This is a genomic window from Kluyvera sp. CHPC 1.2972, assembly GCF_036759925.1.
In the GTDB taxonomy this organism is placed as follows: Bacteria; Pseudomonadota; Gammaproteobacteria; order Enterobacterales; family Enterobacteriaceae; genus Kluyvera.
The window spans coordinates 74,201-88,816 of the sequence record NZ_JAPKIB010000007.1 but is presented as its reverse complement, the minus strand read 5'-3'; the positions used below and the strand labels follow the sequence as shown (position 1 = coordinate 88,816).

The window sequence follows — 14,616 nt, the reverse complement described above, 5'->3', positions numbered from 1 at the left end:
TCGTTAACTTGAATAATAAATCATTATTGAATATATATTCAATGTGGAGAAAGAGATGAACACTACCCTTATCAAATCTGTGCTGTTTGCTTCAACGATCGCCGTCTCCGGTTCGCTGTTCGCCGCCGATAACGGCCTGATCGCCATCATCACCCCTTCTCATGACAACCCGTTCTTTAAAGCGGAAGCCGACGGCGCCGCCGCAAAGGCAAAAGCGCTGGGCTACACCACGCTTATCGCTTCGCATGACGACGACGTCAACAAGCAAAACCAACTGATTGAAACCGCCATCGCGCGTAAGGCAAAGGCCATTATCCTCGATAACGCCGGAGCCGATGCCACCGTCGGGCCGCTGGAGAAGGCAAAAGCCGCAGGCGTACCGGCCTTCCTCATCGACCGCGAGATCAATAAAACCGGCGTGGCCGTCGCGCAGATTGTCTCCAATAACTATCAGGGCGCGCAGCTCGGCGCAGAGAAGTTCGCCAAATTACTTAACGGCAAAGGCAAATACGTTGAGCTGTTGGGCCGCCAGTCGGACACCAACGCCAGCGTCCGTTCGCAGGGCTATCACGACGTGCTGGACGATTACCCGGACATGAAAATGGTGGCGCAGCAAACCGCCAACTGGAGCCAGACCGAAGCCTTCACCCGTATGGAGGCCATTTTGCAAACCAACCCGGATATCGTCGGCGTGATCTCCGGTAACGACACCATGGCGCTGGGCGCGGAAGCGGCGCTGAAAGCAGCGGGGAAAAAAGATGTCATCGTCGTCGGCTTTGACGGCAGCGATTACACCCGCGACTCGATCATCAACAAAGGCAATATCAAGGCCACCGTGCTGCAACCTGGCTGGAAACAGGCGCAAATGGCCGTCGAACAGGCCGATTTCTTCCTGAAAAATGGCAAAGCGCAAAAAGATGAGAAACAGCTGATGGACTGCATTCTGATCGATGAGGCTAACGCCAGCAAACTCAACATGTTCAACCTTAGCGAGTAAGGCGGTACGTTATGTCCTTAAAACAATGGAGCGCCGTAGCGATGGGCTGCGCCGCTCTGTTGCTGACGGCCTGCACCGTGGTGGATCTGGATGAAAACGGCAAGCCGATTCTGCCTGCCGACCCCAATGCCAAAGCCAGCTTCGACAACCTGACCCCACAGCAGATCGCGCAACAGACCTGGAAACCCCGCGTTATCGATGCCGCGCATCAGCACGCCCTTGACGCGAATGCGCTGGAGAATTTACGCAAAACCTCCGGCAGCACGCCGCAGAGCGTTTTCGTGCGCCTGACCAGCGAGGTCAGCGCCGTGGATATCAGCAACGAGCGTGAGCAAAAGCTAACGGTAACCCTTAACGGCCAGCCGCTCAGCGTTCAGACCGGCCCGGTAATGCGCGGCAACGCCATCCGCGACGCGACCGGCTTTAAGTTTGACGACTTCACCAACCAGGTGCAGTTCGCGCAGCTTTCCCGCGCCTACAGCCGGGAAGCGGTTAAAACGCTGCCCAAACTCGACAACAGCTGGGTAGGAAAACCGGTCACCCTGCTGTTTGCCGTGACCGTGGTTAACGGCGTGGCGCAGGACGCCGCCGCGTTAGAACTGAAACAGGAGGCCCCGTGATGGCTGAACATTGTGCTGATGACATTATTCTGCGCACCCATGGCATCTCAATGCTGTTCCCCGGCACCATCGCGCTCGACAAGGTGGACTACAACGTCTGGCGCGGCAAGGTTAACGTCATCATTGGCGAGAACGGCGCCGGGAAGTCAACGCTGATGAAGATCCTCGCTGGCGTACAGCAGCCGAGCCTTGGCGAAATGCAGCTCAACGGCAAGCCGGTGAAGTTTGCTAACACGCGCGATGCCGCCTCCCACGGGATCGGCATGGTGCATCAAGAGCTGAACCTGTTTGAAAATCTGAGCGTCGCGGAGAACATTTTCCTCGGCCGCGAACTGCAAAAAGGCGTCACACCGATTAATGAGGCGGAGCAGGAAAAACGCGCCGCCGAACTGCTCAAACGCCTCGATCAGCCGATCTCGCCGCGCGAGCTGGTGGGCAACCTGAAAGTCGGGCAACAGCAGCTTATCGAGATAGCCAAAGCGCTGGCCGAAGATGCCGACATTCTGATCCTCGACGAACCGACCTCCGCGCTCAGCAAAACCGAGGTGGAGATTCTGTTTCGCGTGATCCGTGAGCTAACTCGTCAGGGAGTCTCAATCATCTACATTTCCCACCGGCTGGAAGAGCTAATGGCGATCGGCGACATGATTACTATCCTGCGCGACGGCAGGTTCCAGTCCGAGGCCAGAGTCGCCGATATCGACGTACCGTGGATTGTCCGTGAAATGCTCGGTAGCGACCCGGTCAGCAACTTCCTGGAACCGGGGCGAACCTTTGGCCCACCGCTGCTGGAGGCGGAAAATATCACCTGTATCAACGCTGCGGGCAACGCGGTGGTCAACGACGTCAGCTTTAAGGTCCATGCCGGTGAGATAGTCGGCATCTATGGGCTGATGGGGGCTGGGCGCACCGAATTGTTCGAATGCATGCTGGGCACCGAACGTAACTATCTGGGGAAACTGTGGCTGGACAGTAAGCCGGTGCCGCAGCGCTTAACCCCCGCCGACCGCATCCGCATGGGGATGAGCCTGGTGCCGGAAGACCGCAAGCGCACGGGGATTTTTCCCATCTCGTCGGTAGCGAATAACCTGACCATTGCCAGCCTCTGGCGACGGCTGCGGCGCGGTCTCACCATCGCGAATAATGAAGAAGAGGCGGTAGTGGCCAGCACCATCGGCAATCTGTCGATCAAAGTCTCTTCGCCGGAGGTCGAGATCCAGGCGCTGAGCGGCGGCAACCAGCAAAAGGTGGTGATAGGCCGTTCGCTGCTCACCAATCCAAAGGTACTGTTTCTGGATGAACCCACGCGCGGCATTGATATCGGTGCCAAAGCCGATGTCTTTCGCATGATGGTTCAGCTCTCTTCACAGGGTATCGCCGTGGTGTTTTCCACCTCGGATTTAAAAGAAATTATGGCGGTTTCCGACCGTATTCTGGTGATGTCCGGCGGCAAACTGACCGCCGATATCGTTCGTGAACGGGCGGAAGAGTCCGCGCTGGTTTCAGCAAGTGCTCAGGGGTTCTAGTATGAAAACGACACAATCAGTCGCGTTAACCCAACGCGGCGGGACATCGCTGTCCCGCGAAAATATCCTGCTGCTTCTGCTGAAGCTGCGCACCTTTATCGCCCTGTTCTTGATCGTCGGCTTTTTCACCGTGATGGTGCCCGGATTTTTGTCCGCTGGCAGCATGGTTATTATGATTAAGCATATTGCCATCAACGCGTTTCTGGCGCTGGGGATCACCTTTGTCATTATTACCGCTGGCATTGACCTCTCTATCGGCGCGACGCTTGGGTTATGTGGGATGATAGCCGGGTGGCTTATCACCAAAGGGATTGTCCTGCCGATGTTTGGCATCGCCATTTTCCCCAGCGTCTGGCTTATCGTGCCTATCGTGCTGGTGATTGGCGCGCTTATCGGCGCGGTCAACGGCTGGATTATCACCCGCTATAACGTCGCACCGTTTATCTGCACCCTTGGTACGATGTACGTGCTGCGCGGTGCGGCTATGCTCACCTCGGACGGACAAACCTTCCCGGGGCTGGCGGGTAATCCGCAGTTGGGCAATACCGGTTTTGATGAGATTGGCGCAGGTTCGCTGCTGGGCATTCCCTGGGCCATCTGGCTGATGGTGGTACTGGCACTGGTGATTGCCTATATCGCGCGCCGCCTGCCGTTTGGCCGCCATGTCTACGCCATCGGCGATAACGAACGGGCCGCCGAACTGTCGGGCGTGAAGGTGAAGCAGATTAAAGTGCTGGTCTATACCCTCTCCGGCTTTTGCGCGGCGATTGCGGGCATTGTGGTCTCCGCACAGCTTCTGGCAAGCCACCCGGCGAACGGCACCGCGTTTGAAATGAACGCCATTGCCGCCGTGGTGCTCGGCGGCACGTCGCTGGCCGGTGGGCGTGGCACCATCCTCGGCACGCTGATTGGCGCCTTCGTCATCGGTTTTCTGGCGGACGGCCTGGTGATGATGGGCGTCAGCGAATTCTGGCAAATGGTGATTAAGGGCATCGTGATTATCGTTGCGGTGATTATCGACCAGATGCAAAACCGCATGCAGCAAAAGGCGGCGGTGGTGGCGCAAAAGGCGATGATAGAGAATCAATAATCCTTCGGTAGTTCTCCGTCAGCCCTCAAAAGGTACGGCCAATAGCCGTACCTTTTTACTTTGTTTCCCCGTGAACCTACAACGGCCAACACCTACGGCAGCATGCTGGTGCTCCTCGGAACATCCTCACGGTGTAATAACACCGAACCGTAGGCCGGATAAGGCGTTTACGCCGCCCGCTGAACGACAAAAGCCGGGCATGATTCGCCCGGCATGGTTTGCTATTTTATGCCCTTAGTTCAGCGAAGGCTGCTCAACGGCTCGGGCCTGTTCGCTTGTCAGTTTGAACATCATCAGCAGCACCAGGCTAATGCCGTGGAAGATAACCGGCACCCCGGCAATCAGGAACATGATCGCGCTCATCGACTCCGTTGAGACCGCTTCACCCGCTTTATAGCCGCTGGCCGCCAGCACGAAGCCCACCAGGCCGCCCGCCAACGCCAGGCCAACCTTCATGGAGAACAGCGTTCCCGCCGCGATAGCGCCGGACATTTTGACACCAGAGCGCTCTTCACAGTAGTCCGCGCAGTCGGAAGGCAGCGCCCAGGCGGTAATCGCCCCCAGTTCCGCCAGCAGCACCGACACCACCAGCAACACGCAGGCGAGGGATATCTGCTGCGGGTCAACAAAATAGAGCCCCAGCGCCGCCAGGCCGCCGCCCGCTTGCGCCACTTTCAGCGTGCCCAGTTTTGACAGCACGCCGCGCTTAATCAGTTGGATGGCAATCATCGGCGCGATGATCCCGGCAATCGCCGTCGCTGACAGCAGGCCAGAGACAAAGCTGTCGCCACGGTTCAGGAAGTACTTCACGAAGTAAATGGTCACGCTGCCTTTAATCACGAACGCAATCGAGCTGGTGATTTTGAACAGGTAGAAAATCACCACCGGTTTGGCCTTGAGCATAATGCCAATCTGTTTGGTGAACGGTACGCTGGCGCTGGCCTGCTGCACCTGATAACGCTCTTTGGTGCCCCAGAAGCAGAGCAGCATAAACACCGTTGCCAGCACCGCGATAAAGCTCATGGCGACCATATAGGCCTGCGACTCATTGGTTTTGCCATACCAGGCAACGAACATTGGCACCACGGTAGAGCAAATCAAAAAGGCCATTTTCGCCAGCGGGAAGCGCCAGGAGTTGGCGCTCAGGCGCTCCATTGGGTCGGAGGTTAACGAGGTCAGCAGCGCAACGTACGGCACCACCGTGGAGGCATACATCAGAATCAAGAACAGATAGGTCACCGTGGCATAAATCAGCTTACCGGTCGGCGAGAAGTCTGGCGCCAGAAACACCAGCAGGCAGGAGACGCCGTACGGCAGCGCCAGATAAAGTAAGAAAGGACGATAGGAGCCGTGCTTCGAGCGCGTTCGGTCGGCGACGTTGCCGATAAACGGATCGTAAAAAGCATCCACCAGACGGGCAACCACAAACAGCACCCCCATCGCGGCGGCGGAAATGCCCAGCACATCGGTGTAGAAATAGGGCAAAAACATCATCGTCATACCTAAAAAGATATTCGCGGATGAGTCGCCAAGTCCGTAGCATATCTTCTCTTTAATCGTCAGTTTGTCTTGCTGATTCATAATCCACCCTCGCTCATTGAATATATATTCAGTATCAAATTTATATTCAAAAGCCTAAACCCGAGCAATTCTCACTGGCAAGAAAATAAACACCACATTGTTACCAGTATCACAGAAAGCCCGATTCGGCTTTTTACGCGTTCGAGTAGCAACTGCGATGCAACGGCGCACTCCAGCAGGGTTTTGTGATCCAATACGCAAATCACCGACATCGCCATAGAATGTTAACGGTAACTTCCCTATCGTGATCGTATAAATAATCACATATGAATATATATTCTTACCGATAAGGAAACGAACTATGTCCAGACGTGAAGTGAAGCAATGGCAGCGTTTTGAATATGTGGGACAGGTCAGTGACGACCCGCATCACTTTACCGATTCCTGGCTTACGGCCACGTTCATTCATGATGAACGCGCGCAGACGGTCTACGGCTTCTATAACGATAACGGCGAGTTTATTCTGCGTTTTATGCCGGACAAACCGGGGGAATGGCGCTATACCCTGGCGTCAAATATTCCAACGCTTCACGGCCAGAGCGGCGCGTTTTTCTGTCACGCAGCCCCTGAGGAAAAAGGCCCGGTTCAGCGCGATGGCGAGGGACATTTTTGCCACGCCGACGGTACGCCGTTCTACCCGTTTGGCACGACCGCCTACGTCTGGAACTACCAGAGCGAAGCCGTGCAGGCGCAAACTTACGCCTCGCTTGCCGCCAGCCCGTTCAATAAAATTCGCATGTGCGTCTTCCCGAAGCACTATCGCTACAATCTGGCCGAGCCAGAACATTTCCCCTTCCCCGGCAATATTGAGTCAGGGTTTGATACCCAACGTTTTAATGTCGCCTTCTTCGACCAGCTCGAACAGCAGATAGCCACCCTGGATGAGATGGGCATTGAAGTCGATCTGATTATTTTCCATCCGTACGACCGCTGGGGCTTCTCTGCCCTGCCCGCCGAAGTGGATCGCCGCTATATCCGCTATCTGGTGGCGCGTCTGGCGTCGTTTAAAAATATCTGGTGGTCGCTCGCCAATGAGTTCGATCTGCTGAAAGCAAAAACGATGGCCTTCTGGGATGAAGCGATCGCGCAGATTCAGCGCGAAGACCCGTCCCGCCATTTGATCTCCATTCACAACTGGCATAACCCGCCGATCCACTATCGTTCTAACGCGCATTGGTACGATCACCACAACCCCGCGCTCACCCACGCCAGCATTCAGCATCACGATATGCACTTTGTCCCGGAATGGCGCGAGGCGTTTAAGAAACCCATCGTGATTGACGAGTGCTGCTATGAAGGCAACGTCGACCTCGGCTGGGGCAACATTACGGCGCAGAAAATGGTGGCGCAGTTCTGGCACGGCGTCTGCCTCGGCGGCTACGTGACCCACGGCGAAACCTTCCTCAGCGACGATGAGATTATCTGGTGGTCGCACGGCGGCAAGCTCAAAGGCGAGAGCGTGGCGCGCATTGCGTTCCTGCGCCAACTGCTGGAAGACGGTCAGCCGAAGCGCCTGACCGCGCAGCCGTGGGGCAGCCATTGGGATACGTCGATGGGGCTAAGCGGCAGCGACTACGCGCTGTTCTACTTTGGCGAGTACTGCCCCGGCTTCAAGATGATGACCATGCTCGAAGAGGGCAGCCGCTGGAAAGTGGAGATTATCGATACCTGGGCGATGACCATCACCCCGGTTGAGGGGCTTATCCAGCACGGTGACAAGCTGGAACTGCCGGGCAAACCGTGGATCGCGCTGCGCCTGCAGCGCGCATAACTCATTATACCAGCAGCTCGGTTATCCCATCGGAGCTGAGCTGCACCAGCCCTTTCACCCCATAGTAATAGCCAGTCTTGTAGTGGCGAATGTGGATCTCGCGGATATGCCGGTCCGGGCTGTCGTTGAGCATTCCCTGCGTCAGCGGCAGAATTTCATCGCCATAGTCTTCAAACAGCTCCCCGGTCACAATCACGTTTTTGATGTTGTGGATGGGTGCGGTACAGCAGATAGCGAAATAGAGCGCCTTCGCGGTCGAGAGCAGCGTTTCGGGTTTATTCTCTTCGCTGACGTAAAACGCCTGCTCAATGCCACCTTCATAGGGCAGATGGACTATCTCCGGATAAAAACCGTTCTCGCCGAGGCCGGTTTCACCGTTCATACAATAGCCGTAGCCCAGGCTACCAAAACCCGGCATAAACGCGACCCAGGATGAGCCCGGTGAAAGCTTGGCAAGCATGTGGCTGGTACAGTGCGCAATATTAAAAATCTGCGCCGTAATCCCAATCGCCTCTTCAACGTCACGCTTCAGGTTGACGTTGTTTTCGATAAACAGTGGGCAGTAGCGCACGATGCCGGTGTAGTGTTCAATCCCCCCCTGCAACGCGATGCTAATGATTTTGATACGGGACAGCAGAACGCCTGCGGATTCACAGAGCGATTTAACGCAGTCGACCACAATCTGCACCAGCGATGCTGGCGACATCCCCTCCGCCAGCGCCCCGTCATATTTGGCGAGCGAAGCCTGTTGCGTATTGTAGTCATTGAGCGTCGCCTGCAGATTCCCTCTTCGCAGCATGATATTGACGCTAAACCAGGTTTGCGATTTGACCGCCAGCATCTGCTGCGGGCGACCAAAAGCGATATCTTTGACCTCGCGCTCTTCGATAAGCCGGTCAGCCAACAGCTGAGAGGTCAGCTTGGTGATATACGCTTTGGTCACGCCGAGTCGACGGGTCATTTCCGCCCGCGACTCATTTTCACTGTGCAGAATATTGAGGATCTGCTTTTTATAATCCATGGTGTTAAACCTCGGTGCGCGTGATAACTTCCTGGCGCCGGTATCATAACACCCTGGCGGCGTATTACCTGCTCTTCTCTTTTTGCCGCAAAACGAGTACCCAATCACTTCCCGTTTCCGGCGGATCGATGCTCAGGAAGAAGGTTTCGGAAATATCATCGCTGACCCGGTTCATGATGCCGTATCGCGGGTCAAACCAGGCAATCTCGAACCCCGTCTGGGCGAAATCGCGCACATCGACCACGATATTCTGCTGCTCCGGAACGTAGACCGCTATCCAGCGACGCTTCTCATCACGCATCGCCCGGCAGTGGCGGCTGTCGGTTGGGTTGGCGCTTTGCAGCAGCGTTTGATCCGGCACCCGATGCTGCCAGTCCGGCAGCGATTCCATAAAGCGGCGCAGTTGGCCGATGTTAAACGCTCCCGGATAATCAAGGACGTTAAACCAGTACGGGATAGTGTCGCCCTGATAGGTGCTGGCGGCGCTTTCCGGGATCGCCACGCTGTCGTCCTCCGGGCGACGCATCTGCCAGAGGCTGTAGCAGCCGTAGGTGATCCCTGCCCCGCCGGCAAACACCGACCAGTAGCTGGTACGCCGTATTTCGCGGTCGGTGAAGCGACTGGCATCCTGCGAACGTTTGAACTGATGCTGGCACATGACCGGATGAGCTTCATAGCACGGTTCGCTGTCGAGCACCGGTTTATCCTGGCGTTGGTAGTCCATTTCAATCGGCCGCCATGAGGGATAGGCCTGGCCCATATGGCCGGTTTGCCAGACCACAAAATCGTGCCACGGCCGTTCGCCCAGCATATCCAGGGTGCTGCGTCCTCCCTGGCTGTGCACCGTCAGCAGCGCGTCGCCGCTGGCACCCAGCCGCAGCCCTTTTGCCATCGCCTCCAACAGGTCACGCTGCTCGTCGCTGGCGATGGCGCGATCGCCGCCAATCATCCAGATAAGACCAATATCGCGCATTTTATCGCTAAGATAACGGCAAAATTCTGACACGTTGTGAACATTAAACAGCGGCTTTTTATCGGTTCCCCAGCTGTTATTGACGCTCCAGTGGGAGCCCCACATTGGCACCAGCGCAATAAAGATACCCAGGCGGTTCGCCATTTCGCTCACCTGGCGTACGTGGTCAAAGTAGGCCTCGTTCGGCTCGAGCGTGGTGAGATCATGGAACGGCACATGCCCTCCAGCATAGGTTGGCGTATGCAGCCCATCGAGTTCGCATACCGCCACCGCTTGCACCACGTTAAAGCCCTTCTCCGCCCGGTTACGCAGATAGCGCTCCGCCTCCTCTAGCGTGAGTTTATGAAACAGTTCCCAGGCGGTGCAGGCCGTATAGAAAAATGGCTGATTATCGTCGTCATAAAAGCTTCGGCCATTAATGTGCAGTTTTTTCATAACCTACTCCTGATGATAAAGATGGGCTGTCCTGGAGAAACGCCTGGCAGGCTTTTTCATCCAGTTTGTAGCGAGAGAACAGGAACGCGGCGAGGAACATACAGGCCGCAGGAAGCCAGGCGTACAGCAAGGTGAAAGCGGAAAGCTGGGTCGGTGAGGCGCTGGTCATGGTGTCCGGGTTGTAGCCATACCAGGCGAGAACATAGCCAATAATCGCGCCGCCAATCGCCATACCGGCCTTGGTGGCAAACAGCATCCCGCCGCCGATCATGCCGTTAATACGCACGCCGTAGCGGTGGAAACCATAATCCGCCACGTCGGCCACGGTCGCCCATAAAATAACGGCGATAAGCTCAACGGCCAGCGTCGCCAGAACGAACAGCGCGGCGTGCAGATAGATGGCGTTGGTTGGGGTGAGGCCGATAATCAGGGTGATCACCCCGCCGATAATCTGGCTGGCAACCAGCAGCGGAATGCGCTTCACCCAACCTTTTTTCAGGCAGTAGCCGGTGAGAAGCGGTGCAACAATTCCGGCGATAGAACCGGCGGTCAGCAGCAGGCTGAGGAAAGAAGCCGGCATCTCCAGCACGTATTTCACAAAGTAGGCCGCCGCGCCAAACTTCAGCGTGTTCATGATCATCACCACCAGCTGCGCGGCAAAAACAATCATCGCCTGGTCGTTTTTAAAGACGAACTGCACCTGTTCTTTCAGGCTCAAATGCTGGTCGGTATCCGGCAGCACGCGCTCGGTGGTATTGAAATAGCACAGCAGCACCAGCAGCGTGGATAGCACCCCAATACCGCACATCACCACGCGGTAGCCAAGCACGTCGTTATCAAACAGCGCAATCAGCGTCGGCACCAGCAACGAGCAGATGAGATAGGAGACTTTCGCCAGCGGGAAACGAATGGCGTTTATTTGAATACGCTCTTCGCTGTCGGCGGAAATCGCCCCTAATAGCGAGACGTAAGGCACCACCACCAGGCTAAAGGTCAGCACCAGTATGATGTAGGTGACGTAGGCATACAGCGTGCGCCCGGTTTCTCCGAGGTCTGGCGAAAAGAAGACGGCGGCGCAGCTCAGGCCGTAAGGTACCGCGAACCACAGCAGCCAGGGGCGATAACGCCCGAGGCGCGAACGGGTGCGATCGGAGAGTGAGCCAATCACCGGGTCGCTAATGGCATCAATCAGGCGGGTAATTAAAAACAGGGTGCCCATCGCCGCCGGGTTCAGCTTAAACACGTCGGTGTAGTAAATGGACAAAAACATCATGGTCATGCCCATGAAGATATTGGCGGAGGTATCCCCCAGCCCGTAGCAAAACTTTTCGCGAAAGCGTATTGGGGTTGTGGCGAGTGTTTTCATTGTTGTTCACCATCGAAGTTCGCGCTGTAGGATTCAGCGATCCGCACATTAGTAAACTGCGGAAACAAAGTTAAGCTCATTTAGTTTCTTTTGTGAACTTAGTCAATAAATAAACACCGCCACAAAAAGGGTGATGTTTATAAAATCAATAAATTCAAATAGATGAAGTTACCCTTTGATTAAAGAGCGGGCGGTAGGGTAATCCGTAATCAATACATCGATATATTTTCCCTGCAGCGCACCGCGGATGGCGTTACTTTTTTCCACGCCGCCGGCAAGCGCAACCACGTGCGGGCAGGCGCGGGTTTGCTCAAGCTCCATGCCGATCACCGGGTCTTCTTCACGGCTCAGTACCGGACGACCTTCGGCATCGTAATAGTGCAGACAGATATCGCCCACCGCACCGCGTTCAGCCAGCAGTTCGAGCATGGTTTCGTTGTAGTAGTTACCGGAGTTTTTCAGCAGTTGAGAAGGTTCAAGCTCGCCGATACCGACAATGGCGACGTCCACCTCAGCAAATTTATCCACCACCGCCGCCACGTCCGGGCTGTTGACCAGGCGCTCACGCTCTTCTACCGAGTGTTCAATGCTTTGCGACGGCAGCAGCCAGGCCGGACAGCCGAGGTGCGCCGCCAGCTGCTGCGTCAGAATGGTGGCCTGCACGTTGCCGTTCGGCCCAACGCCGCCCAGCAGTTGAATCACGCCAGCGGCGCGAATATTCTGCGGGTGCATCTCATCCACCATGCAACGGATGGTGCTGCTCCAGGAAGAGATCCCCACAAGGTCTTCCGGACGCAGTCGCGTTTCGACATAGTGCGCCGCCGCGCTGCCAATCGCATGTTTGACCTGCGCATTGCTGGCGTTTTCCCCCACGTCGACGACGATAGCCTGGCGAATGCCGTAACGCTCCTCAATGGCCTTCTCCAGCTCGACAAAAATATTGGTCGGCTGAACGACGGTGATCTTCACCAGCCCCTCTTTCTGACAGCGCGTCAACGCGCGCGAGACAAAAGATTGCGACAGATGCAGCAACGAGGCGATCTCAGACTGTTTTTTATTTTCGCTGTAGTAAAGCGTGGCTATCTTTACCAGCAGCCGTTGTTCATCCTGCTTTGACATGGCATTCCCCTTAATTCCCTGCCCGTTATTTTTATTCATCGCTGAATAGATAACAAGCATGGCCTGTCGGCAGGCCAGAGTGCAAATGTGATCGTTTTCTCTTTTTGTAGAAAATAGTCTGTACAAGTCGTGGACAAACCGGATAGCAGGGCATATCTTACCATTATGAATAATAAATCAGTAGTGAATATATATTCAAGTCGATAGAAAAGAGCGCGTTTACGCAGGATGTAACGGGTTCAGGATAGTCGACGTTTTTTTTCACCCTGATTGAATATTTATTCAAAGTGGAATTAACATTCAAGAGGTATTCTATGAATCCGTTTTCGCTCTCCATCGAGGCGTTAGAGAAGAAAGCACGGGCCATTCGCCGCCGCATCATTGTGCTGAACGCCGAAAGCCCTGCGGGCGGCCATACCGGGGCCGACCTGTCGCAGGTTGAACTGCTCACCGCCCTCTACTTCCGTATTCTCAACTGTTCGCCAGAGCTGAAAAGCAGCGACGAGCGGGACATCTATATTCAGTCCAAAGGTCACGCGGTGGGCGGCTACTACTGCGTGCTGGCGGAAGCCGGATTTATCCCTGAATCCTGGCTTGCCACCTATCAGCACGCCGACTCTCACCTGCCGGGCCACCCCGTTCGTCATAAAACGCCGGGCATTGAATTGAACACTGGTGCATTGGGTCACGGCCTGCCGGTCGCCGTCGGCATTGCGCTGGCCGCCAAACGCGATAACAGCAAACGCCGCGTCTTCGTCGTCACCGGCGACGGCGAACTGGCGGAAGGCAGCAACTGGGAAGCGGCGCTGGTCGCGGCACACTACCAGCTGGATAACCTGTTTATTATCAACGATAAAAACAGCCTTCAGCTCGCAGGCCCAACCAAAGAGATTCTCAATACCGACCCGCTGGATGAAAAATGGCGCGCCTTCGGGATGGAAGTGACTGAATGCAGCGGTAACAACATGGCCGACGTGGTCGCCACTCTCGAAGGGCTTCAGCCGCACGGTAAACCGCACGTCGTCATCGCCCATACCACTAAAGGAGCCGGTGTCTCCTTTATTCAGGGGCGTTCGGAGTGGCACCACCGGGTACCGAAAGGTGAAGAAATTGAACTGGCGCTGGAGGAACTGAAAGATGAGTAATAGCGAACACCTGGCCACCGTCATGGTGAATGCGTTTATCGATGCCGTCGAACGCGGCGTTGACCTGGTTCCGGTGGTGGCAGATTCCACCTCAACCGCCAAAATCTCGCCGTTTATGCAGAAATTCCCCGGCCGCCTGGTCAACGTTGGCATCGCGGAACAGACGCTGGTTGGCGCCGCCGCCGGTCTGGCGCTGGGCGGCAAAGTGGCGGTAACCTGCAACGCCGCACCGTTCTTGATCTCTCGCGCTAACGAGCAGATCAAAGTCGATATCTGTTACAACAACACCAACGTGAAGCTGTTTGGCCTGAACTCCGGTGCCAGCTACGGCCCGCTCGCCAGCACCCACCACAGCATTGACGATATTGCGGTGATGCGCGGCTTCGGCAATATCGAAATCTACGCCCCCTCCTGCCCGCTAGAGTGTCGGCAAATTATCGATTACGCCCTCGAGCACGTCGGCCCGGTCTATATTCGTCTGGACGGTAAAGCGCTGCCCGAACTGCACGATGAACATTACCGCTTTGCGCCGGGGAAAATTGACGTGCTGCGCAAAGGCAAAGATGTGGCGCTGGTGGCGATGGGTTCAACGGTTCACGAAATCGTCAGCGCGGCCGCACAACTGATGGAAAAGGGTATTGATGCTACGGTTCTCAGTGTACCTTCTATTCGCCCTTGTGATACCGCCCAACTGCTGTCGCTGCTCAAGCCGCACCGGGCCGTGGTCAGCGTAGAAGAACATAATATCAACGGCGGCGTTGGCAGCCTGGTGGCCGAAGTGCTGGCCGAAGCAGGCTGCGCCATACCGCTGCGCCGACTCGGCATTAGCGATGGGAAATATGCCCTGGCCGCCGATCGCGCCGCCATGCGGGCCTACCATGGCATTGATGCCGCAGGGATCGTAAAACAAGCCACCGCGCTGTGCCCGGAGCGGGCAATACAATAAAAAAGACGAACATCTTACTGGAGAAT

12 protein-coding genes are annotated in these 14,616 nt (G+C 55.9%); 7 read left to right on the top strand and 5 right to left on the bottom strand.

What is annotated here, in order from left to right; all coding sequences use genetic code 11:
* Nucleotides 1-55 precede the first annotated feature (55 nt).
* The 4 genes from V6944_RS13190 to V6944_RS13175 are packed head-to-tail and all read left to right on the top strand — an operon-like array spanning nucleotide 56 to nucleotide 4,233.
* Complete coding sequence (locus tag V6944_RS13190) at nucleotides 56-997, top strand: D-ribose ABC transporter substrate-binding protein (protein ID WP_333499289.1); 942 nt, start codon at nucleotides 56-58, stop codon at nucleotides 995-997.
* An 11-nt stretch (nucleotides 998-1,008) separates the two neighbouring features.
* Nucleotides 1,009-1,617: a DUF2291 family protein gene (locus V6944_RS13185; RefSeq protein WP_333499288.1), complete on the top strand. Its 609-nt coding sequence runs from the start codon at nucleotides 1,009-1,011 to the stop codon at nucleotides 1,615-1,617.
* Nucleotides 1,617-3,143, top strand: coding sequence for a sugar ABC transporter ATP-binding protein (locus tag V6944_RS13180; RefSeq protein WP_333499287.1), 1,527 nt, complete (start codon nucleotides 1,617-1,619; stop codon nucleotides 3,141-3,143). The genes V6944_RS13185 and V6944_RS13180 overlap by 1 nt, the downstream gene beginning before the upstream one ends.
* A 1-nt stretch (nucleotide 3,144) precedes the next feature.
* Nucleotides 3,145-4,233 carry an ABC transporter permease gene (locus V6944_RS13175; protein ID WP_185669577.1) on the top strand — a complete coding sequence of 363 codons (1,089 nt, stop codon included), beginning with the start codon at nucleotides 3,145-3,147 and terminating at the stop codon, nucleotides 4,231-4,233.
* A gap of 234 nt (nucleotides 4,234-4,467) precedes the next feature.
* Here V6944_RS13175 and V6944_RS13170 read toward each other — a convergent pair whose 3' ends face one another.
* Nucleotides 4,468-5,814 (bottom strand): MFS transporter, encoded by a 1,347-nt coding sequence (locus V6944_RS13170; protein ID WP_333499286.1) that lies wholly within the window; start codon nucleotides 5,812-5,814, stop codon nucleotides 4,468-4,470.
* Between the two features lie 301 nt (nucleotides 5,815-6,115).
* On the opposite strand from V6944_RS13170, the gene V6944_RS13165 reads away from it, so the two are divergent.
* Complete coding sequence (locus tag V6944_RS13165; RefSeq protein WP_333499285.1) at nucleotides 6,116-7,585, top strand: apiosidase-like domain-containing protein; 1,470 nt, start codon at nucleotides 6,116-6,118, stop codon at nucleotides 7,583-7,585.
* A gap of 4 nt (nucleotides 7,586-7,589) precedes the next feature.
* Here V6944_RS13165 and V6944_RS13160 read toward each other — a convergent pair whose 3' ends face one another.
* The 4 genes from V6944_RS13160 to V6944_RS13145 form a co-directional block, all read right to left on the bottom strand.
* The gene (locus V6944_RS13160; RefSeq protein WP_333499284.1) at nucleotides 7,590-8,606 is read right to left on the bottom strand and encodes an ROK family protein; all 1,017 of its coding nucleotides are present in this window, start codon (nucleotides 8,604-8,606) and stop codon (nucleotides 7,590-7,592) included.
* A gap of 64 nt (nucleotides 8,607-8,670) precedes the next feature.
* Nucleotides 8,671-10,014, bottom strand: a complete 1,344-nt coding sequence (locus V6944_RS13155; RefSeq protein WP_333499283.1) for an apiosidase-like domain-containing protein — start codon at nucleotides 10,012-10,014, stop codon at nucleotides 8,671-8,673.
* On the bottom strand, nucleotides 9,995-11,380 hold the full coding sequence (locus V6944_RS13150; RefSeq protein WP_333499282.1) for an MFS transporter: 1,386 nt from the start codon (nucleotides 11,378-11,380) through the stop codon (nucleotides 9,995-9,997). The genes V6944_RS13155 and V6944_RS13150 overlap by 20 nt, the downstream gene beginning before the upstream one ends.
* 168 nt (nucleotides 11,381-11,548) lie before the next feature.
* Entirely contained in the window at nucleotides 11,549-12,499 is a 951-nt protein-coding gene (locus V6944_RS13145; RefSeq protein ID WP_333499281.1) for a sugar-binding transcriptional regulator, read from the bottom strand.
* A 314-nt stretch (nucleotides 12,500-12,813) separates the two neighbouring features.
* Here V6944_RS13145 and V6944_RS13140 point away from each other — a divergent pair, with 314 nt between their 5' ends.
* Together V6944_RS13140 and V6944_RS13135 are read left to right on the top strand one after the other, a co-directional pair.
* Nucleotides 12,814-13,644, top strand: coding sequence for a transketolase (locus tag V6944_RS13140; RefSeq protein ID WP_185669568.1), 831 nt, complete (start codon nucleotides 12,814-12,816; stop codon nucleotides 13,642-13,644).
* Nucleotides 13,637-14,590, top strand: coding sequence for a transketolase family protein (locus tag V6944_RS13135; RefSeq protein WP_185669567.1), 954 nt, complete (start codon nucleotides 13,637-13,639; stop codon nucleotides 14,588-14,590). The genes V6944_RS13140 and V6944_RS13135 overlap by 8 nt, the downstream gene beginning before the upstream one ends.
* The last annotated feature ends 26 nt before the right edge of the window (nucleotides 14,591-14,616 follow it).